Origin of the sequence: Actinomycetospora sp., assembly GCF_036497245.1 — a bacterium.
Taxonomy (GTDB): domain Bacteria; phylum Actinomycetota; class Actinomycetes; order Mycobacteriales; family Pseudonocardiaceae; genus Actinomycetospora.
Map to the genome: position 1 here is coordinate 1 of NZ_DASXJS010000229.1, position 22427 is coordinate 22427.

Annotated in this window: 21 protein-coding genes; 10 read left to right on the forward strand and 11 right to left on the reverse strand. The window is 74.5% G+C overall.

Going from position 1 to position 22427, the window contains the following annotated elements; genetic code table 11:
* Together VGI02_RS24095 and VGI02_RS24100 are read left to right on the forward strand one after the other, a co-directional pair.
* Positions 1 to 979: cysteine protease StiP domain-containing protein (locus tag VGI02_RS24095; protein ID WP_331631657.1), on the forward strand; the 979-nt coding region annotated here is incomplete at its 5' end.
* Positions 976 to 1812 (forward strand): HAD family hydrolase, encoded by an 837-nt coding sequence (locus VGI02_RS24100; protein ID WP_331631659.1) that lies wholly within the window; start codon positions 976 to 978, stop codon positions 1810 to 1812. The genes VGI02_RS24095 and VGI02_RS24100, both read left to right, overlap by 4 nt.
* Here VGI02_RS24100 and VGI02_RS24105 read toward each other — a convergent pair.
* From VGI02_RS24105 to VGI02_RS24115, 3 genes are all read right to left on the reverse strand, one after another.
* Positions 1763 to 2992: a metal-dependent hydrolase family protein gene (locus VGI02_RS24105; RefSeq protein WP_331631661.1), complete on the reverse strand. Its 1230-nt coding sequence runs from the start codon at positions 2990 to 2992 to the stop codon at positions 1763 to 1765. The two genes, VGI02_RS24100 and VGI02_RS24105, sit on opposite strands and share 50 nt — an antisense overlap.
* Before the next feature lie 63 nt (positions 2993 to 3055).
* Positions 3056 to 3820: an alpha/beta fold hydrolase gene (locus VGI02_RS24110; RefSeq protein ID WP_331631663.1), complete on the reverse strand. Its 765-nt coding sequence runs from the start codon at positions 3818 to 3820 to the stop codon at positions 3056 to 3058.
* Between the two features lie 39 nt (positions 3821 to 3859).
* Positions 3860 to 4735, reverse strand: coding sequence for a fumarylacetoacetate hydrolase family protein (locus tag VGI02_RS24115; protein WP_331631665.1), 876 nt, complete (start codon positions 4733 to 4735; stop codon positions 3860 to 3862).
* 236 nt (positions 4736 to 4971) lie between these two features.
* Between VGI02_RS24115 and VGI02_RS24120 the strand changes: the two genes are divergently transcribed.
* On the forward strand, positions 4972 to 5679 hold the full coding sequence (locus VGI02_RS24120; protein WP_331631667.1) for a FadR/GntR family transcriptional regulator: 708 nt from the start codon (positions 4972 to 4974) through the stop codon (positions 5677 to 5679).
* A 42-nt stretch (positions 5680 to 5721) separates the two neighbouring features.
* Here VGI02_RS24120 and VGI02_RS24125 read toward each other — a convergent pair whose 3' ends face one another.
* Both VGI02_RS24125 and VGI02_RS24130 read right to left on the reverse strand, forming a co-directional pair.
* A complete protein-coding gene (locus VGI02_RS24125; RefSeq protein WP_331631669.1) occupies positions 5722 to 6471 on the reverse strand; it encodes a DUF5995 family protein in 750 nt (249 codons plus the stop codon).
* A gap of 24 nt (positions 6472 to 6495) precedes the next feature.
* A complete protein-coding gene (locus VGI02_RS24130; RefSeq protein ID WP_331631671.1) occupies positions 6496 to 9615 on the reverse strand; it encodes a helix-turn-helix transcriptional regulator in 3120 nt (1039 codons plus the stop codon).
* 243 nt (positions 9616 to 9858) lie between these two features.
* Here VGI02_RS24130 and VGI02_RS24135 point away from each other — a divergent pair, with 243 nt between their 5' ends.
* Positions 9859 to 10059 (forward strand): hypothetical protein, encoded by a 201-nt coding sequence (locus VGI02_RS24135; protein ID WP_331631673.1) that lies wholly within the window; start codon positions 9859 to 9861, stop codon positions 10057 to 10059.
* Positions 10060 to 10251: 192 nt separating this feature from the next.
* Here the strand turns inward: VGI02_RS24135 and VGI02_RS24140 are convergent, their stop codons facing one another.
* A complete protein-coding gene (locus VGI02_RS24140) occupies positions 10252 to 11001 on the reverse strand; it encodes an SDR family NAD(P)-dependent oxidoreductase (protein ID WP_331631675.1) in 750 nt (249 codons plus the stop codon).
* A gap of 90 nt (positions 11002 to 11091) precedes the next feature.
* On the opposite strand from VGI02_RS24140, the gene VGI02_RS24145 reads away from it, so the two are divergent.
* The 4 genes from VGI02_RS24145 to VGI02_RS24160 all read left to right on the forward strand — a co-directional run bounded on the left by VGI02_RS24145 (position 11092) and on the right by VGI02_RS24160 (position 14429).
* Positions 11092 to 11730: a TetR/AcrR family transcriptional regulator gene (locus tag VGI02_RS24145; protein ID WP_331631677.1), complete on the forward strand. Its 639-nt coding sequence runs from the start codon at positions 11092 to 11094 to the stop codon at positions 11728 to 11730.
* A 268-nt stretch (positions 11731 to 11998) separates the two neighbouring features.
* Positions 11999 to 12616 carry a sensor histidine kinase gene (locus VGI02_RS24150; RefSeq protein WP_331631679.1) on the forward strand — a complete coding sequence of 206 codons (618 nt, stop codon included), beginning with the start codon at positions 11999 to 12001 and terminating at the stop codon, positions 12614 to 12616.
* Between the two features lie 12 nt (positions 12617 to 12628).
* Entirely contained in the window at positions 12629 to 13282 is a 654-nt protein-coding gene (locus tag VGI02_RS24155; protein ID WP_331631681.1) for a LuxR C-terminal-related transcriptional regulator, read from the forward strand.
* Between the two features lie 154 nt (positions 13283 to 13436).
* On the forward strand, positions 13437 to 14429 hold the full coding sequence (locus VGI02_RS24160) for a glycosyl hydrolase family 18 protein (RefSeq protein WP_331631683.1): 993 nt from the start codon (positions 13437 to 13439) through the stop codon (positions 14427 to 14429).
* Here the strand turns inward: VGI02_RS24160 and VGI02_RS24165 are convergent.
* Genes VGI02_RS24165 through VGI02_RS24180 form a run of 4 tightly spaced genes read right to left on the reverse strand, consistent with a single transcriptional unit; the run spans position 14413 to position 19647 of the window.
* Positions 14413 to 15894, reverse strand: a complete 1482-nt coding sequence (locus VGI02_RS24165) for a polysaccharide deacetylase family protein (protein WP_331631685.1) — start codon at positions 15892 to 15894, stop codon at positions 14413 to 14415. The two genes, VGI02_RS24160 and VGI02_RS24165, sit on opposite strands and share 17 nt — an antisense overlap.
* On the reverse strand, positions 15894 to 17135 hold the full coding sequence (locus VGI02_RS24170; protein WP_331631687.1) for a carboxylate--amine ligase: 1242 nt from the start codon (positions 17133 to 17135) through the stop codon (positions 15894 to 15896). The genes VGI02_RS24165 and VGI02_RS24170 overlap by 1 nt, the downstream gene beginning before the upstream one ends.
* On the reverse strand, positions 17132 to 18325 hold the full coding sequence (locus tag VGI02_RS24175; protein WP_331631689.1) for an FAD-dependent oxidoreductase: 1194 nt from the start codon (positions 18323 to 18325) through the stop codon (positions 17132 to 17134). The genes VGI02_RS24170 and VGI02_RS24175 overlap by 4 nt, the downstream gene beginning before the upstream one ends.
* A 2-nt stretch (positions 18326 to 18327) precedes the next feature.
* The gene (locus VGI02_RS24180) at positions 18328 to 19647 is read right to left on the reverse strand and encodes a glycosyltransferase family 4 protein (protein ID WP_331631691.1); all 1320 of its coding nucleotides are present in this window, start codon (positions 19645 to 19647) and stop codon (positions 18328 to 18330) included.
* Positions 19648 to 19931: 284 nt separating this feature from the next.
* Here VGI02_RS24180 and VGI02_RS24185 point away from each other — a divergent pair, with 284 nt between their 5' ends.
* Together VGI02_RS24185 and VGI02_RS24190 are read left to right on the forward strand one after the other, a co-directional pair.
* Positions 19932 to 20669 carry a helix-turn-helix transcriptional regulator gene (locus VGI02_RS24185; protein ID WP_331631693.1) on the forward strand — a complete coding sequence of 246 codons (738 nt, stop codon included), beginning with the start codon at positions 19932 to 19934 and terminating at the stop codon, positions 20667 to 20669.
* Complete coding sequence (locus VGI02_RS24190; RefSeq protein WP_331631695.1) at positions 20666 to 21277, forward strand: acyltransferase; 612 nt, start codon at positions 20666 to 20668, stop codon at positions 21275 to 21277. Before VGI02_RS24185 ends, VGI02_RS24190 begins: the two co-directional genes overlap by 4 nt.
* Before the next feature lie 33 nt (positions 21278 to 21310).
* Here VGI02_RS24190 and VGI02_RS24195 read toward each other — a convergent pair whose 3' ends face one another.
* Positions 21311 to 22417: a glycoside hydrolase family 5 protein gene (locus tag VGI02_RS24195; protein WP_331631697.1), complete on the reverse strand. Its 1107-nt coding sequence runs from the start codon at positions 22415 to 22417 to the stop codon at positions 21311 to 21313.
* Between the last annotated feature and the right edge of the window lie 10 nt (positions 22418 to 22427).

Genomic DNA, 22427 nt, shown 5'->3' on the forward strand with positions numbered 1-22427 from the left:
CCACTACTCCGAGGCCCTGCCCGAGGAGCACGTGCCGTCCCCGGTGCACGAGGAGCACTTCCACCGGGCCCTCGCGAGGTCGGCGACGACCGTCGCCCGGCTCGTCGGGCACGTCACCGACCGCCTGCTCGCCACCGTCGGTCCCCGACCGGTGCTGGTGTCGCTGGCCCGAGGGGGAACCCCGGTCGGGGTCCTCGTCCGCCGTTGGGCCGCCCTCGTGCGCGGGGTGGACCTGCCGCACTACGCCATGAGCGTCGTCCGCGGACGCGGCGTCGACCCGAACGCCCTCGCGGCGCTGACCTCCGGCCACGACCCGGCGTCGCTGGTCTTCGTCGACGGCTGGACCGGCAAGGGCGCGATCGTCGACGAGCTGACGGCCGGGCTGGCCGCGCACGCCGTCCCGGCGTACGTCGTCGCGCTGAGCGACCCGGCCCACGTCGCCACCCTGGCGGGCACCCGCGAGGACCTGCTCGTCCCGTCGGCGTGCCTGACCGCCACGGTGTGCGGGCTGGTCTCGCGCACCGTCCGGCGGCCCGACCTCGTGCCGGACGGCGGGTACGACGGCGCCAAGTACTACCCCGCGCTCGCCGGCGGGGACCGGACCGCGACGTTCCTCGACGCGGTGTCGGCGCGCTTCGAGACGGTGGCGGGCGAGGTCGCTCCGGGGATGGCAGCAGCGGTGACGCCCGACGGACCGGGCGACCGGCGCGGACCCGCCTACGTCGCGGCCCTGGCCCGTGAGCTCGGGGTGGGCGACCGGCACCGGATCAAGCCCGGGCTCGGCGAGACCACCCGCATGCTGCTGCGCCGGGCGCCCGAGGCCGTCCTGCTCGCGCCCGACGCGGGCCCCGACGCCGAGCACCTGCGCGCGATGTGCCACGCCCGCGGTGTCCCGGTGCGCGAGCTCCCCGGAGAGGCCGGCGGGCTCCCGTGCCCCTACCGCAGCGTCGGGCTCGTCCGGGGCCGGGGGCCCGGGTGACCGTGCTCGTCGCCACCGACCTCGACCGGACGCTGGTCTACTCGCGGCGCTCCGCCGGCGTGGACCTGGCCGGCCTGCACGCGGTCGAGCACCGCGAGGGCGTCGCCACGACGTGGACGACCCGGCGCGCGGCCGAGCTGCTCACGGCGCTGGGTGACGCCGCGACCTGGGTGCCCGCGACGACGCGCACCCGCGAGCAGTTCCAGCGTCTGCGGCTCCCCGGCGCCCACCGGTGGGCGGTGTGCGCGCACGGCGGTGTCCTGCTCGACGACGGCGTTCCCGACGCGGCCTGGGCCGGGGACGTCCGCCGACGGCTGGCGCGGGTCGCGTCGCTCGACGAGGTCGCGGCCGGGCTCGACCGGCGGATCGCGGTCCTGCCGGTCGGGATCGCCGGCCCGGTCCGCCGCGCGGAGGACCTCTTCCTGGTCGCCCGGCTCGACCCGGCGAGGGTGCCCGACGGATGGGGCGACGAGCTCGCCGCGTTCGCCGCCGACCGGGGCTGGGAGGCACTGCCGGGCGAGCGGAAGCTGCACCTCGTCCCCGCCGGGCTGTCCAAGGTCGCGGCGGTGACGGAGGTGCGGCGCCGGTGCGGTCCGGACGACGGCCTGCTCGCGGCCGGTGACTCCCGCCTGGACACCGACCTGCTGCTCGCCGCCGACGCCGCGATCCGGCCGGCGCACGGCGAGCTGCACGCGCTCGGGTGGCACGCCCCCCACGTCGCGGTCACCCGGGTGAGCGGAGTGGGCGCCGGGGAGGAGATCGCCGCCCGGCTCCTCGAGCGGGTCAGGCGCGGGCCCCGGCGTCCTCCTTGTGGAAGCGGCCCTCCTTCATGATCGCCTGGATGCGGTCGTGGTCCTGGAGCACCGTGATGTCGGCGAGCGGGTCGCCGTCGACGAGGATCAGGTCCGCGAGGTAACCGGGCTGGACCTGCCCGAGCTCGTGGGGACGCAGCATGATCTCGCCGCCGCGCTTGGTCGCCGAGAGGATCGCCTCCATCGGCGTGAACCCGAGCAGTTCGACGAAGTGCTCGAGGTCGCGGGCATACGTGCCGTGCGGGGTCCACGCGAAGCCGTAGTCGCCACCGGGCACCAGCTTGATGCCACGACGGTGCATCTCGCGGAGTCCCTCGATCGCGACCTCGAGCTCCTTCTTGTACCCGACGGCCTCCGCGGCCTCCTGCGGGAACCCGAACGCCTCCGCCTCGTAGAGGGTGGCGATGAGCCAGTTGATGCCGGGCCCGACCCACACCCAGTCCTTGTTCGCCTCGAGCATGTCCATGCCCTCGGCGTCGGTGAAGCTCGCGTGGTAGACGATGTCGACCTTGTTCCGGACGCACATCTTCACGCTCTCCGCGGAGCGGGCGTGGGCGCAGACGCGCTTGCCGCGGCGGTGGGCCTCGGTGACGGCGGCCGCCACCTCCTCGTCGGAGAAGTAGGTGTCCTCCGCGCGCATCGTGCCGGTGATCTCCTCACCGGTCATCGAGAGCTTGATCTGGTCGACCCCGATGTCGATCAGCTCGCGGACGGCCTTGCGCATGCCCTCCGGGCCGTCGGCGAACTTCGTGATCGACTTGATGATCGCCCCGCCGGTGGTGGCGATCTCGGGGCCGTTGGCGAGGTAGTGCGGGCCGGGGATGCGCCCGGCGTTGATGGCGTCGCGGCACACGACGTCGAGCCGCTCCTTCGCCGAGGCGGCCCCGAGACACATCGTGTAACCCGAGTCGAGGTAGGTCTTGGCCGACTCGAGGGCGAAGAGCAGGTGCTCCTCGACGGGGGTGTGCCCGAGCCCGTCGAGGTCGGCCGAGTTGTTCCAGGTGAAGTGGGTGTGCGCGTCGCACAGCCCGGACATCAGCGTGCGCCCGCGCCCCTCGACGACGTGGGCACCCTCGGCGCGGTTCGCCTCGACGGTGCCGACGGCGGCGATGCGGTCGTCCTCGATCAGGACATCTCCGGGATACGGATCGGCGCCGGTGCAGTCGAGGATCGAGACGTCACGGAACAGGACCTTGCTCATGAGGGGCTCCTCGTCGTCGAGGGATCGAGTTGTGGTGTGGGATCGGTCGAACGGACAGGTGGGTCAGAAGAACTTGAGGAGGTGCTCGGTCACCTCGTGCGGGCGTTCGAGCGCGGTCCAGTGGCCGCAGTCGTCGAGGACATCGAGGGTCGCGGCGCCGTGCGCGTCGGCGAGGCCCTGGCTGATCTCGGGCCGACCGACGCCGTCGTCGGCCCCGGTGAGCAGCAGCAGCGGGAGCTCCGGGTCGACGGGGCCCGGGTCGGGTGCGCCGGCGAGCGCCTCGCAGGAGCGGGCGTAGCCCTCCGGGTCCTGGCGCAGCACCAGTTCGCGGACCGCGGCGGCCGTGCCCGGGTGGTCGCGGCGGGTCGCCTCGGCGGTGGCGTTGCCCATGACGGCGTCGGCGATCGCGGGCATCTCCCCGGCGCGCGCCTTGGCGGCGCGGTCGTGCTGGCCCTGCTGCCCCGCCTCGGGCAGGGGCGCGGGGACGGCGCCGAGCAGCGCGAGGTGGGAGACCAGGTCGGGCCTTGTCGCCGCGAGGAGCCGGACGGTGATGGTGGCCATCGAGTGCCCGACCACCCGGGCCGGGCCCGCTCCGAGCTGCGGCAGCAGGTCGGCGAGATCGTCGGCGAAGCTCGCGATGGTCGGCGTGCTGGTCACCGGGGACCGCCCGGAGCCCTCCATGTCGGGCCGCACGACGGTGAACCGCTCGGCCAGCGCCGCGACCTGCGGCTGGAAGAAGTTCGAGGTGCCGCCGAGGCCGTGGACCAGCAGGACCACCGGCCCGTCGCCGGTGATCTCGACCGCGAGTTCCTTGCCGTTGACCTTCACGTGCTGGTCCTCCTTCGAGGGGGGTTGCGTTCTGGTGGTTCAGCGGACGGTGTTGCGGATCGCGCCGAGGCCGGTGATCGCGCACTCGACGACGTCGCCGGGGCCCAGGAAGCGCGGCGGGTCGAACCCGATCCCGACGCCCGCGGGGGTCCCGGTGGCGATGACGTCGCCCGGCAGCAGCGTCATCCCGGCGGAGATCACGCGGATCAGCTCGGGCACATCGAAGATCAGGTCCGCGACGGGGGCCTTCTGGCGGGGCTCGCCGTTGACGGTGGAGGAGACCTCGAGGGCGTCCAGGTCGGGGATCTCGTCGGCGGTCACGGCCCACGGGCCCATCGGCGCGTGGGTGTCGAGGGACTTGCCCAGCAGCCACTGCTTGTGGTCGCGCTGCACGTCGCGGGCGGTGACGTCGTCGACGATCGTGTAGCCCCAGACGTGCCGCATCGCCTCGTCGCGGGAGATGCCCCGGCCGCCGCGTCCGATGATCACGGCGAGCTCGGCCTCGTAGTCGAGCTCGGAGGTGACCGAGCGGTGGGCCTCGATGTCGTCGTACGGGCCGGTCACGCTCGTCGTCGCCTTGGAGAAGACGATCGGCTTGTCCGGCACGTCCTCCGAGCGCTGCGGGGTGTCGTAGCCGGAGCGGCCGAACTCCGCGACGTGCTCGCGGTAGTTCTTGCCGACGGCGAACAGGTCCCGGCGGGGGGTGGGCATCGGCGCGCGGAGGGTCGGGCGCTCGACGCGCCGGAGGTCGCGGGCCTCGGCGATCCGGGGACCCAGGCGGTCCCAGTTCTCGATGACCTCGAGCAGCGACCGCTCCCCCACCACCGGCGCCAGGTCGAGCACGCCGGCCTCGTCGTCGGGAGCCACCAGCCCCACGGCCTCACGGCCGCCGACGGCGAACGTCACCAGTTTCACGAGCCCTCCTCGGGAGGTGGCCTTCGGCCTTGTGAGCACTTTCCGGGGCTATAGGCCCGGAAAGTGCTCACGGGCGCGAAGCGCACCATTAGCGACCAATCCGGTCCATTGGCAGCGTGTGGTGCTTCACATCGCGGCCCTGGCTCGACCGTACGACGCCGCGTTTCGGCTGCCAATACCGTCGCGGCGTCGTCATTGGTCTAATATTGGTCGCCAACCGACGAGGGGAGAGTGACATGGCCGCACCGGTGACCAGTGGGTCGACGACGTCGGGCCCACTCGCGGTCCGCCTGCGCGCGCTGCTCGACGAGGCGGTCGCCGCAGGCACGCTCGGGACGGGCGCGAAGATCCCGACGGAGCGGGCGCTGTGCGACACGCTGCAGGCCTCCCGGACCGCGGTGCGCTCCGCGCTGGCCGAGCTGGAGCGCGAGGGCCGGATCACCCGGCACGTCGGGCGGGGCACCTTCCTCGCCGAGCTCGAGGCCGACCCCGGGCTGCCCGCCGTCGCCCGCGGGGCGGTGCAGACCAGCCCCGCCGAGATCATGGCGACCCGCCTCGTCCTCGAACCGGAGATCGCCGCGCTCGCCGCGCGGCACGCCACGCAGGCCGACATCGACCACATCCGGCACTGCCTGCGCCGCGGCGACGCGACGACCACCTACGACGAGTTCGAGGCCTGGGACTCCGCGCTGCACCGCGCCATCGCCGCCGCGGCGCACAACGGCCTGCTGCTGCGCCTCTTCGACACCATGAACGCCGCCCGCGACCTCCCGGTCTGGGGCAGTCTCAAGCGGCGGACGGCGACCGCCGAGCGGCGCCGCGAGTACGAGCGCTGCCACGCCGAGATCGTCGCGGCGCTCGTCGAGCGCGATCCCGACGCGGCGCGCGAGCACATGCGCGGGCACCTCGTCGACGTCCGCACGAACCTGCTCGGGGCGCACTGAGCGGGCCCGCCGCCCCGAGCCGGGGGCGGGGGCCTCGTCCGGTCAGAAGTGGGCGTGGAGGATGCCGAACCCGACGAGCGCGGCGAGGTGGTCGCGGCGCTCCTCCTCGGCGGCCCGGTACTCCTCCCAGTCGCTGTCGTTGCGATGGGCCCACATCGCCATCGCCGCGTCCCAGGCGAGGTCGCGGGTGTCCCGCACCAGCAGGTCGCCGAACACGTTGCCGAGCCGGTTGGCCAACGAACCGTCGCCGAAGTACGAGAACGGTGAGTGGAACTCGTGGCGCAGCGTGTTCATCTTCGCGTAGAAGATGTCGTTGATCCGGCAGTAGTCCCGGTGCTGGGCGTCCCGCTCGGCCGGCGAGGAATGGGAGTCCCAGGTGGTGAGCAGGGCGAACGCCAGGTCGTAGTTGACGTGGGCGTTCACGCCGGCCGCCGCGTACTCGAGGGTCGGCACCGAGTCGTCGGACCGGACGTCGAACAGCACCTCCCAGCACCGCGGCACGCGCCCGACGCCGTCCGTGAGGGCCCGGATCGCGGCCAGGTACCGGCACGCGAAGGCCACGTCGAGGTCGATGATGAAGGTCCCGGCCTCGAAGGACCCGGCCGTCACCGCGTCCAGCACGCCGCAGGTGATCTCGTGGTAGAGCAGCGTGAAGGAGGCGATGCCGTCCTCCTTCCCCCGCGGATCCACCTGCACCGCCGCCGCCTTGACGGCATCGAGCGTCCTGATCACCGCCGGGACGTCGCCCGGTACCTCGCTCACCGCAGCCTTGAGTGCGTCGTTGACTCCCATGCCATCCCCCTCGTCGGCGGGCGCCTAGCGCGCCCGAACCCGTTGCAGCAGCGCCGCGGCCTGAGTGCGCGAGCGCGTGTTCGTCTTGCGCAGCACGTTCGACACGTGCACCGCGACCGTCCGTTCCTGCATCCCCAGACGCCGTCCGACCTGGCGGTTGGTCAACCCCTCGGCCACCGCGCCCAGCACCTCGTGCTCGCGGGGCGTCAGGGCGGAGAGCTCCGGGGCACGGGACTCCGCCGTGGCCAGGGGCCCGTCCTCCGCGCCGTCGAGGAGCTCGCTGCGCGTCAGTCCGGCCCGGGCGGCGACCGCCTCGACCTCGCGCAGGAACGGTGCCGCCCCCATCTCGCGGGCCGTGCCCGCCGCCGCGCGGAGACAGGCCGTGACCTCGCTCGACGGGCGCCGGGCGACGGTCAGCAGGGCGTCGGCCCGCCGCAGCTGGGCGTACGCCGCCGGGTAGGGGTTGAGCAGGGCGCTCCACCGCTCGGCGACGTCGCGCCAGGCCTCCGGATCGGGCGTCCCCTGCACGCGCCCCAGCTCGGCCCGGCACATCCGCGCGTAGGCGATCACGGTGCGCCGCAGGGCCGGGACGATCGTGGGGACCCGCCGCTCGATGTCGTGGAGGCGGTCCACCAACCGGCGGACCGCTTCCTGGTCGCGGTCGCCGTGCACCGCGGCCTCCGCCTCGGCCCGGAGCCCGTGCCAGAGCAGCGGGGCGACGAGGAAGACGTCGTCGGGGTGCCGGGCCGCGAGGTCGAGCCCGACGGCCACCGCGTCGCGCGCGTCCTGCGGGCGTCCGCGCCACATCTGCAGCCCGGAGCGCAGCGTCACCAGCGGGACCTGCCGGCGCTCCCCGGCGGTCGCGGACAGCAGCTCGACCGCCCCCATGTCCTCGTCGGCCGCTCCGAACTCGCCCCGTCCGACCAGCAACCGTATCCGGGCCAGCCGGATCTCCAGGGCCTCGGCGCCCGTCGGTCGCAGGGCCCAGGCCTCGTCGACCGCTTCCTGGGCCTCGGCCCAGCGCCCGAGCCGGAACAGCCCGTTGGCCGCGGTCGCCAACAAGCTCACCCCGAAGCTGCGGGCCAGGCCGAGGTCGCGCATCCGGGCGAGGCCCTGGCGCGCGAGCTCCACCCCCTCGGCGATCTCGCCCAGCGGGCCGACGAGCAGCTCGGCCCAGTGCAGGTAGGCGCGTCCGACCCCCTCCGCGTCGACGAGCCGCTCGGCGACGGCGAGCCCTTCCGCCACGGCGGCCAGCCCGGCCTCGGAGTTCTCCCGGTACGCGAGCGCGAACCCGAGGGTCACCAGCATCGGGACCTGCTCGGGATCGTCCCCGCCACGCCGCGACAGCGTCAGCGCGCGCTGGGCCTGGTCCTGGGCCTCCCGCACGTCGCCGTCGGCGAGCAGCGCGTCGGCGCGCACGGCGTGCAGGGCCGCCAGTTGTCGGGAACGCGTGACCTCGACGGCGAGACCGGCCTCCACCCGGACCGCGAGGGCACCCTCGATCTGCCGCACCGGCTCGGCGTCGAGGGCGCGGACGGCGTCGGCGGGACGGCCCGCGTCGAGCAGGTAGCGCCCCAGGCGCGTGGAGAGCGTGACGTCCGACCGCGGCGCGAGCCGCTCGAGCAGGTCGACGGCCCGGTCGTGCTCGCCGGCGAGGTGGGCGACCTCCGCGGCCCGGCTGATCAGCTCGGCGCGGTCCTGCCGGTCGTCGGTGACCCCCTCGTCGTCCGCGGCGTCCCGGCGTGGGTCCACCCGGCGCGACTCGGCCCGGTCCGCCGCACCCGACGGGGCCAGCGCCCGCCGGATCGGGCCCGCGGGCAGGGCACGGCGATCGGTCAGCTCGAGGACCCGGGTCCACTGCCGGTGGGCGCCGCCGTAGTCGAGGAGCCGCTCGGTCACGTGGGCGGCGGCCGCGACGGCGTGCATCGCGGAGGTGACGTCGTCGGCGGCGTACCAGTGGTGGGCGCGGCGCAGGACGAGGTCCGTGCGGACGTCGGCCGAACGGCTCCCGTTCATCGCGTCGGGATACGGGGAGAGCTCGTCGAGCAGCCGGTCGATCGCGAGCGCGTAGCGACGATGCAGCTCACGGCGCTCGCCGGGCATCAGCTCGTCGGCGATCACCTCACGGATGAGCCCGTGGCGCAGGGCGTAGCCCTCGGTGGCGCCGTGGACGACCACGACGGCGGCCGTGACCGCGTCGCGCAGCGCGGCGACCAGGGCGGGCTCGGAGAGTTGCACGACGTCGGAGAGCAGCCGGTGCGGCACGGGCTCGGTCCCGAGCGCGAGCGCCTGCACGACGGTGCCCGCCGTCGCGCCCAGCGGAGCGAGCCGCCCGAGGACGAGGTCGCGCAGCCGCCCGGTGAGCGCCCCGGGCTCGCCCGCCCCGACCGCGCGCAGCGTCTCCGCGACGATGAACGCGTTGCCCCCGGAGCGCTGCCACACCCGGTCGACCAGCTCCGGATCGTCACCGGCCGTCGCGGCGACCAGCCGGGCGACGGTGGCCCGGTCCAGGGGGCCGAGGTCGTGGACGGTCGCCCGGGGATGCCTGCCGAGCTCGGCCACCATCGTCCGCAACGGGTGCCGGGGCCGGAGGGCCTCGGGCCGCAGGGTGAGGACGACGAGGACCGGCTCGTGACGCAGGTGGGCCGCCAGGGTCACGACGGTGTCGCGGGTCCCGGGGTCCGCCCAGTGGAGGTCCTCGACGGCCAGCAGCACCGGCGCCGTGCCGGCGAGCGTCGTCAGGACCCGGCGGATCAGGTCCAGCCCCGGCCCGCCGTGATCGACCGCCCGCCCCGGCGCCGGGTCCAGGAGACCGGGCAGCTCCCCCGCCATCGGGGCCAGCGCGGTCCGGGCGACCTCGCCCGTCGCGGAGCCCGGGGCGAGCAGACCGCGCAACGCCGAGATCAGCGGCCAGAACGGCAACTGGTCGCCGACGTCGATGCACGCTCCCGTGAGGACGAACGCGCCCTCGGACTCCGCACGCTCCACGAGGCCCCGGACGAGCCGGCTCTTGCCTGCGCCCGCCTCCCCGCGCAACAGCACGGTGGCCGGGCCGCCGAAGCGGACGGAACTCCAGGAACCGGCGATCGCGGCGAATTCGGCGCGGCGCCACAGATCGTCGTCCACAGCGCTCTGACCAGCCACGATATGGACGTTAGAGGCAGTCCGGGAGGCCGTCCAGGCGTTCTGGACCGGTCGCGGCGTCACTAGTCACTTCTGCTGATGGCCGCCCCGCACCCGCAGTGAGCACTCTGGGTCGTGGCTGTTCCGGTCCGGCGCCGGGCAGTAGGGGGAGGCGTGGCAATGGGGGCGGGGGGCGTCCATTGCCACGCCGCGCCGGGTGATCCGGGCCGACACGGCTCCGTCCGCGACGATCGGGGGTTCGACATGACCGAGCAGTCCCAGCGCGGGGCCGACGTCTCCGGACGGGTTCCGGCCCCTCGGCGCTCCGAGAAGGACGCGGCGAGCGGCGACGACGGACATGTCGCGGTGCGTGTGCGCCCGGCCCGGGTGCACCATGACCCCGAACGCCTGCCCGTCCGGGCGGAGCGCTTCCTCGGGCTCCTGGACCGGGCTCGCCGTCGCTGATCCGCTTCGCCGGCGGGGTCGAGGCCGGCGAGTGGGGCCCCACGGCTACCGCCACAACCCCCACGGTCCACTCGGCCGGGAATCTGGCCGGGCCCGAGCCCGAGTGGACCCCCATGGCTACCGCCACAACCCCCAGGGCCCACTCGACAATCTCCGACACGTTCCATGGCACGGATCGAGCACGGAGTGCCCCTAGACGGCGATGCGTCCGCCGTCGGCCGGCAGCACCGCCCCGTGCACGAAGCTCGCGTCCTCCCCGGCGAGGAAGGTGATCGCCGCGGCGATCTCGTCGGGCAGGCCGGGGCGTCCGGCCGGCCCGGCGGCGGCGAGCGCGTCGAGCCCCTCGCCCATGCTGAGGGTGCCCTCGGTGCGCGTCGGGCCCGGGCTGACCGCGTTGACCCGCACGCCCGCGGGACCGAACTCGGCGGCCCACGACTTGGTCAGCAGCACGAGCGCGGCCTTGCTCGCGCCGTAGAGGCCGGTTCCGGCCATGCCGAACTCGGCGACCATGGTGCTGACGTTGACGATCGAGCCGTGACCCCGTGCGGCCATCGCCGGGGCCAGCGCCCCGACCAGCAGATAGGGCGCCTTGACGTTGACCGCGAGGACATCGTCGACCTCGTCCGCCTTGGTGTCCGGGGTCGAGCCGAACGGGAAGACGCCCGCGCTGTTGATCAGGATGTCGACGTGGCCGCCGCCGATCTCGGTGGCGCGCTCCGCGAGGTCCCGGATGCTCGCGTCGTCGTGCAGGTCGGTCGCGACGAAGTCGGCCCGCCCGCCGTCGGCCCGGATCGCGGCGACGACCGCGTCCCCGCGCTCGGAGTCCCGCCCCGAGACGAGGACGTGGGCACCGCGCGCGGCGAGCTGCCGCGCGGTGGCCTTGCCGATACCGCTGGTCGCCCCGGTCACGAGGGCGGTGGAGCCGGTCAGGTCGGCGGTCATGGGGAGCCTCCTCAAGATTGGATGGTTCTCTCCAAACTGTGCTCCCCGAGTTTTGGAGTGTCAACTCCATTCCTGACGTAGGATCGTGACGTGGAGGGATCAGGCGAAGCGACACCCACGACCGGCGGGGCACGGACGCTCACGGCCAAGGGCCGCGCGACGCGGGCGCGCATCGTCGCGGCGGCGTCCGAGCTCGTCTTCGCCCACGGTGTCGCCCGGACGGGCATCGACGACGTCCGGCGCGCGGCCGGCGTCAGCGCGTCGCAGCTCTACCACTACTTCAGCGACAAGGACGATCTCGTCCGCGCCGTCATCGCGCACCAGACCGACGGGGTGCTCGACGCGCAGCAGCCCCTGTTGGACCACCTCGACAGCTTCGCCGCGCTCGAGCAGTGGCGGGACATGCTCGTCGGCCTCCAGGAGCAGCGCCACTGCGCAGGCGGCTGCCCCATCGGCTCGATCGCCGCCGAGCTGGCCGACGACGACCCCGGGGCCCGTGAGGACCTCGCCGCGGGCTTCGAGCGGTGGGAGGCCCCGATCCGCGCCGGCCTGGCCCGGATGCGCGAGCGTGGCGACCTGCGCGCCGACACCGACACCGACGGACTCGCCCTCGCGCTGCTCGCCGCCCTGCAGGGCGGGCTGTTGCTGACCCAGACCCGCCGCAGTACCGAGCCGTTGCGTACCGGGCTCGACGCGATGATCGCCCACATCCGCGCGCACAGCATCTGAGTGCACCGAGCGGGCCCGCGACCCGTCCGTGACCCCACGATCCACGTCGCGGTGTCGATGGTGTCGCGGAACCGTCATCAGAATGAGTCTCGGGGAATGATCGCTACCCGGAGGAAACCCCTACTGCTCCGAACGGGAGGGCGCGGGCCGAACTGGCCCCGTTCGGCCGAATCACTTCCCGTGCTTGCCTCTCTACGATGAATGGACGAGGCTCGCGTGACGGGTGTGGGGTGATCGCGAGCGAACCGCAGGGGGCAGCGGGTTGCAGATGACCGTGGATGACGCGTTGGCGCACGACATCGGGCACGAGCTCGCCACCTTGTCGTGCCTCGTCTCGGCCGTCCGCATGGATCCCGCACTCCACCCCGACAGCCACCGACGCCTGGCGCTGATCGAGCGCGAGGTGGAGCGGCTCCAGGGGCTGGTGGGCCTGCGGGTCGACGAGACCGTCGACGGCGAGGTGTCGCTGGCCGCCCTGCTGGCCGAGGTCATCGATCCGCTGGCGCTCGCCGGCCCGACCACCGTCGTCGTGACCTCGGCGGACGACGTCCGGCTCGCGGTCGACGTCCGGTCGCTCTGGCGGCTCGTGACCAACCTGACGACCAACGCCGTCCGCGCGGCAGGCGCCCGGGGCACCGTCCGCGTCCTCGTGCGCGGCGGCCCGGTCCCGGTGATCGAGATCCGCGACGACGGGCCGGGGTTCGGCCGGGGTCCGAGCGGCCACCGGGGTCTCGGTCTCCCGACGTCGCGCATCCTGGCCGCGCAGTGCGGCGCCGTTCTGTCCCACGTTCCCGCCGCAGGCGGCGGGACCATCGCCCGAATCTCGTTCGAACCCATGAACCCGTCCCTGGACCGTGAGGCGGAATCGGCAGTTCCTTTTCCCTGAGGAGCGTGATCCATGACCGGCATCGTCCTGGCGGACGACCATGCCGCATTCGCCGATGCTCTCGCCGCCGTGCTGGAGAATCACGGTCTGAAGGTCCTGGCGGTAGAGCACACCCTCCGTGACACCGTGTCCGGTGCCGATCGGTGGCGGCCCGACCTGTGCGTGGCCGACCGGTGGTTCGAGGACGGGGACGTCCTCACGGCACTCCCGGAGCTGAAGGCGGTCGCACCGACGACGAAGATCGTCGTGCTGACCGCCGACACCGCCCGGGATGCCGCCCAGCGGGCGCTCGACGGCGGGGCGCGCGGGTTCGTGCACAAGACACGGGGCGTGTCGGCCCTCCTCGACGCGCTCGATCGCGTCGTCGCCGGGGACGTCGCCCTCGAGCTCCCGCCTCGCTGGGCGCCGGGGCGGGAGCGGCCCCCGACCACCGCCCGGGCGCCGGTCACGCCGCTCACCGCGCGCGAGCGAGAATGCCTCGGCCTCCTGGTCGAGGGGTCGAGTACCGCGCAGATGGCGGCCCGGCTGGGCGTCGGGGCGAACACCGTGCGCTCGCACGTGCAGGCGTTGATGACCAAGCTCGGCGTCCACACCCGGCTGGAGGCCGCGGCCTACGCAGTGCGTCACGGCCTGGCGTCGACGGAGACCCTCGAGCGTCGCGCCTGAGGACCGCGCACACGGAGCGACGCCGACAATGGGGTCGTCTGCGGCAGATGGATGAAGACCGGACGCCAAGATCCCGCCACCCTTCTCGACATGGCCTCCCAGTCGTCACGTCGTCCAACCCGCGTGGTGCGGGCGGCGGCACCGGCTGCGTGACATGCGATCCGCGGGCACGACGCCGGGTCTGCGGGCCGTCACCATCCCGTCCTGGAACCTCGGCCCGGGGGCTCGTGACGTCGCCGCCCACGCCGTGACGCTCGACGAGGTCTCGCCCGGGACCCACCGGATCCGGCACGACGGCGGCGTCGCCATGGTGGCCCGGGACGACGCGGGCGCGGTGGCGACGTTGCGCTCCACCGGGCTCGCGCTGATGCCGACCGTCTCCAACCTCCTCGGCGGCCGCCGCTCCCGGGACGTCGTGTCCGCGACGCTCCACGATCCGGACCGGACCCGGCGCCATGTCCTGGCGATCCGCGACCTCGTCGTCGGGGACGACTACGCGGGCATCGACATCGACTACCAGGGCCTGCACCGCGGGGACCGGCAGGCGTTCAGCCGGTTCGTCGCGCGCCTGGCCGACGCCCTGCACGAGCACGGCAGGCGGCTCTCGGTCACGGTGTACGCCAAGGCCGACGAGCACCCCGACGAGCCGCCGACGCTGGTCGACGACTACGGCGCGCTCGGTGCGGCGGCCGACGAGGTACGGCTGACCAGCTGGGACTACCACGACCCGACGACCGTGGCCGGGCCGCCCGCGCCCTCGGGGTGGGTCAGGGACGTACTCGCCCACGCCGCCGAGCACGTCCCGGCCGGGAAGCTCCTCGTCGGGGTGACGGGGTCCGGGTACGACTGGACGCGGGAGGGTGCCGTCCCGGTCAGCCACGCGGAGGCGATCGGGCTCGCGGTCCGGCACGCCTCGGGCCGGGTGGAGGTCGACCCGCTCGCCGAGACCCCGTGGTTCCGCTACCTCGACCCGGCGGGCACCGCCCACGAGGTGTGGTTCGAGGACGCCCGCAGCGTGGCCGTGAAGCTGCGGGGCGCCGCCGCGATCGGCGTCGGCGGGGTCCTGCTCCGGCTGGCGGCCACCCCGGACGAGGGCGTGTGGGCGGAGCTGGCCGAGCCCGGCTCCGGCGTCAGTCGGCGAGGGTGATCGGGTCGGCGGCCGGGTGCGACCCGAGCCGGACCCGTCCGCGCCCGGCCGCCGGGCCCACGACCTCCCAGCCGTCAGCGGCCGGCGCGAGCTCGGAGTGGGCGCGGCGGTGCCACCAGGTCGCGACCTCGCCGGGCAGGGCGTGCCAGGCCGTCGGGTCGTCGCGGTGGGTGGCGAGCAGGGTCGAGTAGGCCGCCACCACCCGGGGGTCGACGGCGTAGTCGGGGTGGGTCAGCACGAGGGCCATCCCGCGCCGGTCCCGGATGTGGCCGGTCTTCTCCAGCCAGAGCCCGCCGTCGGGCTCGTCGAGGATGGCGAAGACCGTGTGGTCCTGGGGCAGCGTGATCGGGAGCTCGACCATCTCGCCGTGCAGGAACGGCAGCGTGGTCGCGCACCCGCCGGGCTGCGGCTCGTAAGGGTCGGTGTCCGGGGTGGAGGTGTCGTAGTCGAACCCGAGGGTCGGCATCCACTCCCACCGGCGCTGGGTGGCGGGCGAGCGGAAGCCCCGCGCGCCCCACCGCTGCGCGGCCCGGCGCATCGCGGGCAGCCGCCTGCGCAGCAGCCGGCGCGAGCCCAGGTCCTTGCCGTCGTGGCGCAGGCCGTGCACGCCGATCTCGCAGCCCTCGTCCTGCAGCGCCCGGACGACGTCGTCGTCGACCTCGTACCGCTCGGCGACCAGGTTCCACGACGACCGCAGACCGAGATCGCGCTCGGGACCCCGCAGCAGTTCCCGGCCGTCGAACCCGACCCGGGTCTCGACGTCGTGGGTGAGGACGAACGCCCAGTCCCGGCCGTCCGGCCAGAGGTCGAGCCACGGCACCGGCGCCCCGGCGATCTCCTCGAGCCGGGCGAACAGCCAGCCGTAGAGGTCGGCCAGTCCGTCCTCGACGGGCCAGCGGGGGAACTCGGCGCGGCCCTGGACCTTGGTGAAGGCCTGGCGCAGGCGCAGCTGGACCGGGCGCGGGAGGGCGGGTCGGACGAGGTAGTAGCCGCGGATCGCCAGCGCGCGCAGCGCCGCCGGGAGCGGCGAGCGACCCAGGGTCAGGTAGCGCTCGCTCCACAGCGTCGTCATCACCTCACCCGGGTCGAACGGCAGCAGCACGCTCCCGTCGGGATGCCGCCAGACCGACGAGCACCGGGTTCCGTCCGCGCCCGTCACCGCCTCCGCCGGCTGCCAGCCGCCACGGTCGGCGAGCTCGCGGTCGATCACCTCGTCGCGGAGCACGTGCCCGGCCAGCGGGACCCCGTCGAGGTCGAACCGGCCGGTGAGGCGCTCGCGGGCGGGCCGCCGCTCGGGGCGGGCCCACGTCAGCACCGGAGAGTCGGTCGCCGACCAGAGGCACCCCGCGCCCGGCAGCGGCACCACGCCGGCTGGGAGCGCCGCCCCGGTGCGGTGGGGCACGCGGAAGTAGTCGAAGAACCCGAACGGGGCGGTGGTTTCGAACGCCACGCGGGGAGCGGTCATCACAGACCCTTCGTCAGAGCGAGATAGGGCAGCAGCGCGGCCTCGTAGAACCACGGCAGCGGGTCCCTGGCGCAGAACACGGCCTCGGCGTGGGCGCTCGGCAGGGTCCGCAGGTAGTCGCGGGCGCGCAGCGTCCCGCCCGCGATGTCGCGGACCGAGTTGGGCAGGTCGGTCGCCAGCCGGACCCAGCGCACCCCCGGCCGGGCGCGCACCGGGACCTCGGGGACGCCTGCGCCGATCTGGTCCCGGTAGAGCAGGTACGGGAAGTCGACGCCCGCGACGCCGCCGAGGGTGTGATAACCCCAGGTCCGGGCGTTGACGTCGAGCAGTTTGTGGACCCCGTCACGGGGGTCGCGCTTGTACTCCATCTCCACCAGGCCGTCGAATTTCAGGGCGGCCAGGAAGCGTTCGGACGGGCCCTCGATCTCGGGGACCTCGACGGTCTCGACGAAGGTGCTGGCCCGGCCGAAGTCCGAGGGGTGCTGGCGGCGCCGACGCACCGTCATCACCGCGACCGGCCGGCCCCGCTTGACGAAGGCGCAGTAGGAGTACTGCTCGGACCCGCCGCCCGGGACGAGCTCCTGCACCAGGATCTCGCCGGGGCCGGTCACGGCGACCGCTCGCCGGTAGGCGTCCGCGAGCTCGGCGGCGCCGTCCGCCCGCCAGGCCTTCTCCCCGGTCGTGTAGAAGAAGTGCTCCTTGATCGCCGGCTTGACGACGAGCGGCGCCGAGGCCTCGACGAGCTCCAGGCCCGCTTCGTCGGCAGGCACCCAGGTCCGGGGATGGGGCACCCCGAGCTCGGCGGCGAGCCGGTAGGTCTCCCGCTTGTCCCAGCAGACCCGCACCGCGTCCCAGCCCGGTGTGGGCACGCGGTAGGTGCGCCCGAGCCGGTCGGCGTACCGGGCGAGCATCGCCACGTTCTCGTCGCGCGTCGGGTAGATCACCCACCCCTCGACGTCGACCGCGCCCGCCAGCCGGTCGAGAGCGTCCAGGGCGGCCGCGTCGGCGTGCAGGTCGGCGACCCGCACGTGGTGGGAGACGTACCGCGACGCCGCGGCGGGCGAGCGCTCGTCGTCCACGACGCACACCGGGACGCCCCGGCGGCCGAGGCTGCGCGCGATCCCCAGGCCCTGGTAGTCGCCACCGAGCACCACCGCCCCGGGCGTGCGGCGCGGCGACGCGGGCGGCCCGGGTCCGGGGTCGGTCCAGGTGGTCGGGCCGGGGGTCGCGACGGCGCTCACGCGGCCGGCTCGTAGTGCGAGCGGGTGCGCCGGTGCCCGGCCACGCCGAGGGCGAGGTGGTGCCCGGTGTACCAGCTCCCGGACACGAAGCGCATCGTCGGGCCGAAGCTGCGGGCGGCGGGAGCCCCGACGATGTGCAGCCCGGGGATCGAGGTCTCCATGCCTGCGCGGAGCACCGGGTACCCGTCGTGGAGCGCGATCGCGTGCAGCAGCGCGGGGTCGAGGAACGCGTACCGCGTGACGTCGACCCGGTAACCGGTGCCGAGCATCAGGTGGTCGACGACGCGGATGTCGCCTCCGCTGAGCTCGATCTGCAGCCGGTCGCCCCGGATCGGGGTCACCCCGCGGAGCTGCGTGTCGAACGTCAGGCCGACCCCCTGCAGCCGGTCCTCCAGCCACGCCGCCCCGGCCGGGCGGATCGCCCGGTGGGCCAGCGGCTCCTGGACCGAGCGCGGCAGGTTCGAGAAGAGCTCGGGGACCGCGACCAGGCGCGAGAGGCCCATCGGCCCGACGTCGGTCGGGGCGTACATCAGCGGCGCCGCGCGACCCAGGAGCCGCTGGTAGCGCCCGCCGTGCAGCCAGTTGACGTGGGCCGCGCGCACCGCCACCTCGACGTGCGCGCCGTGCTCGGACATCAGCGCCGCCGACTCGAGCGCGCTCTGCCCGCCGCCGACGACGAGCACGCGCCGCCCGGTGAACGACGCGAGGTCGGTGTGCTCGCTGGTGTGGGTCACCAGGTCGGCCGGTAGTCCCTCGCACCCGCCCGGACGGTGCACGAAGTCCGCGATCCCGCAGGCGATCACCACCCGGCGGGCGCGCAGCCGCGCCCCGTCACCGAGCAGGAGGGCGAAGCCGTCGGCGTCGCGGTCGAGGTGCACCACGCGCCGCCGGTCGACCTGTGCCACCTGAGCCGCGACCCAGTCGCCGTAGTCGATGAACCGCTCGAGCGGCACCGGCGAGCCGACCGGTCCCCCGGACCGCTCGTAGCTCTCGAGGCTGAGCGGCCCGACGCTCTCCGCGATGCTCGTCGCGGTGTGGCTCGACCGCAGCAGCATGCCCGCGGGCATCCCCCGCCAGAAGGACATCGGGTCGCCGAGGACGTGTGCCGCCACTCCGGCCCGCCCGAGATGGGCGGCGGCCGCCAGCCCATAGGGGCCGGCTCCCACGATGGCGACCTCGCAGTCGGTCATGTTCACTCCGTTCCTCGGCTGTCGTCGCGCCGGCGGGAGGTCCGCCGGCGTCCCGGTGCCGCTCGTCGCGGGGCGGCGACGCGGTCGATGGCCGCGAGATAGACCGCCGCCTGGTGCTCCCACCCGAGCTCGTCGGCGATCCGCTGGGCGCCCACGTCCCCGAGGGCACGGGCGCGGTCGGGGTCGTCGAGCAGCGCGCTCAGCGCCTCGGCGAGCCCGACGACGTCGCCGGCCGGGACACCGACGCCCGCGCCCCGCAGCAGCGCGGTGGTCTCGGGCAGGTCGAACGCCACGACGGGCACCCCGAAGGCCATGTACTCCATGACCTTCACCGGGGACACCTCGACCTGCAGGGAGGCGTCCAGCCCGACGTCGGCGGTCGCCAGGTGGGTGAAGAGATCCTGCTCGGAGAGCCACCCGGGGAAGCGCACCCACCCGGCGAGGTCGAGCGCCGTCGCCCGAGCGCGCAGCTCGTCGTGGCACTCGCCGTTGCCGAGCAGGACGAAGCGGGTGTCGTGGCGCCCGAGGACGTGCACGAAGTAGCGGATCGCCTCGAGGAGCAGGTCCACGCGGTCCTGGCGGCCCATCTTGCCCGCCCAGCAGCACAGGTGGTCGGCGCCGTCGCGCAGGGACGGATCGGGGCGGGCCGCGGCGACGCGGTCGGCGAGCGGGCCGTTGCGCACCACGGCGACGGACCGGGCTCCGGCGGCGAGGAGCCGGGTCTCGAGGTAGTGGTTGACCCCGATCGCGAGGTCCGCGGCGCCCTGGGTGCGCCGCTCGAGCCAGTGCAGGACGCGCCGCATCCGCCGCCGGTCGCCGTAGCGCGCGGCGAAGAGCTCGGGCATCAGGTCGCGCTGGTCCACCACCACCGCCGCACCGGTACTGCGCATCCACCAGGCGATCGGGAAGTAGACGTCCGGGGGCTGGCAGAGATGCAGCACGTCGACGGGCCGCCGCCGGTGGGCGAGGACCGCGAGCACCGCGGCGGCGCAGAACGCCTGGCCGTACTCGACGACGTAGCCCGCCAGCCCGCGCGGTTCGGGCGGGGCCGGGTACTCGAACACGGTCAGGCCCGGCCGGGCCCGCCAGGCGGCGTTGCCGGGGTCGCGGCGGGTGATCACCGAGACGTGGTGACCGGCGGCCAGCAAGGAGGGGACCTGCTTGCGCACGCGCTGGTCGACGCAGAGCGCCACGTTCTCGACGATGAGCAGGACGTGCAGGCCACTGCCCTCCGGGTGGTCGCGCTCCGGGACGGGCCGCGCCGCCGGGGACACCACGTCGGACGCCGCGTCGAGGAGGCCGATCTCGTCCTGCGCAGCCATGCACTCCCCCGTCGCGCCTCGTCGCCTGCGCACGGACCGCACCGACGCCGACCGCGCCCGTGGCGCTGTGCAGTAATCGTCGGGAGGAGCGGTCCGTTCGGGCACGCTCATCCGACGTAGGCGGTCTCGTCCTGCCGTCGGAGGCCGTTGCACGAGGTGCGTCCGATGCTGGAACCCATCGGCGCGCTGGACGTCCTCTGGTGGGGAGGTCTGGCGTCGACACCGTCGTCCGACGACGGGGTGCAGGACGAGGGGCCCGCTGGGCGGGTGGAGGGGGTGGCGCGGTGGACACGGCGCCGGAACACATCATCCGCCTCGGCATCGTCGACGCGAGCCGCCTCTACGTCGAGGCCATCGCGGCCCGGCTCGGCGCCGAGCCCGACATCCAGGTGCTGCGCTGCGGTGGTGACGCGCCCGCCCTGCGGCGGATGCTCGACCGGTCCGCGCTCGACGTCGTGCTCGGCGACGTCACCCTCTTCGACCCGGCGTGGCTGGGGCCCGCCGGCGGTGCCCGGTGCGGGAACGGGGACGGCGACGACATCGGGGTCCCGACGGTCGTGCTGGTCGCCGAGCGCAGCGAGTTCGCCGCCCTGGTCCCGGCCGTCCGCGCCGGTGTCCGCGGCTGGGTCCCCCGTGGCGCGACGGTCGAGGAGCTCCTGGCCGCGATCCGGGCCGCGGGCGGCGGCGGGGTCTGGCTCCCGCCGCGGGCGCTCACCGCGGTCCTCGACGCCCTGGTGTGGTCGAGCCCGCCCGAGGATCCCGTCGAGACCCTGCTGGGCATGCTCACCCCCCGCGAGCGCGAGGTGCTGCTCTGCCTCGCCGAGGGGCTGGGGCGCCCGGCGGTCGCGGAGCGCCTCGGGATGTCGACCAACACCGTGCGCACCCACGTGCAGAGCATCCTGACCAAGCTCGACGTCAGCTCGTCCCTCGCGGCCGTGGCCCTGGTGCGCGGTGCACGTCCGGACACCGGACGCGCCGCGACCGTCGCGGCACCGCCCCTGCGCCTCGGCGAGCTGCGGTGACCGCGGCGGGGATCCACCCGACCGCCGAGATCGAGACGGGCGCGCGCGTCGGCGCCGGGACCGTCGTCTGGCAGTACGCGCACATCCGGCACAGCGCCGTCCTCGGGGCGGAGTGCACGATCGGCCGCGGCGTGTTCGTCGACGAGGACGTCGTGCTCGGGGACCGGGTGAAGGTCCAGAACCACGCGCTGCTCTACCGGCCCGCCCGCATCGGGTCCGGGGTCTTCGTCGGGCCGGCCGTGGTGCTGACCAACGACCCCTACCCGAGGGCCGTGACCGTCGACGGGGCCCGCAAGGACGTCGGGGACTGGGACGCCGTCGGGATCACGCTCGAGGACGGGTGCTCGATCGGTGCCCGCGCCGTCCTGCTGCCCGGCGTGACGGTCGGCCGGTGGGCGCTGGTGGCGGCGGGCTCCGTCGTCACCCGGGACGTACCTGCCCACGCCGTCGTCGCCGGGTCCCCGGCCAGGGCGCGCGGCTGGGTGGGACGCGCGGGCACGCCGCTGGAGGACCTCGGCGGGGGCAGGCACCGCTGCCCCGCGACCGGCGAGGAGTACCTCGAGGGACCCGAGGGCCTGCGGCCGGCAGCGCTCCCCGTCACCGCCTGAGCGTCACTGCGTGATCAGCACTGCCTGCCCGCGTCACTGCTTGGCGAGGTGCCGCCGCACCGCCGCCCCGTACGGGGTCGGGGTGCCGTTGTAGTTGGAGATCAGCGCCGGTTCGGACGCGCAGTCGCTGGTCACCCACCCCCAGGCGAGGTAGCCGATGCCGTGCTGGTCGGCCCAGTCCATCAGCGGATCGACCAGGCTGGACCGGCAGTCCATGTTCCCCATCTCGCCGATGACCACGGGCACGACCTTGGCGACGGGGGCGATCGTCGCGTCCCAGCACGCCTTGGGGGTGCAGGCCGTCTCGTTCGGCGGCGGGCCGTAGATGTGGATCGAGGCGACCAGCTGGTGGCGCGGGTCGTCGGGCCGGTAGGTCAGCCACTTGTCCAGCACGCCCGCGAACTGCGGCCCGCCGACGAGGATCGGGTTGACCGCGCCCGTGGAGCGGACCGCGTTCACCAGCTCCTGGCTGCCGGCCGCGGTGAACCCGACACCCGGGCAGTTGCCACCGTCGCGCACGCAGGCCCAGGCGACGTCGCTGGCCGGCTGGGTCACGTCCTCGGTCGCGGGCCACGGTTCGTTGTAGACGTCGAAGAGCACCGCGCGGTTCGGGGCGAAGGTCGTCGCCACGCTCTGCCAGAACGCGGGGGCGTGGTCGCGGTCGGGCATCTTCTGCTGCCCGCGGGCCTGCTGGGTCCCGGGCGCGTTCCAGTGGAGGTCGACGATCACCACGAGGCCGGAGGCCGTCAACCGGTTCACGAAATCGGTGACGGCGCGCCGGTACCCCCCGGCGTCGCCGCCGACCGGGAGGCCGTTGATGCCCAGCCAGCACTGCTCGTTGAGCGAGACCCGCACCGCGCTGATCTCCCAGCTGCGCATCGCGTCGATCGCGGGCTGGTCGGTCGGCCCGTCGAACGTGCCGGGTCCGGACGTGCACGCGTACTGCGTCCCGGACCGGTTGACCCCGCGCGGCACCACGGTGCGCCCGTGCTGGTCGACCAGGCGGTTGCCCGCGACGCTCACCGCCAGGGGCCCGTTCTGCACCGGGGCGACCCCCGATGACGGCGACGCGGACCCGCAGGAGGTCGCCACCACCAGGACGAGCAGCAGCGCCGCCCACCACCGTCGCACTCCCCCCACCCGGGACCCG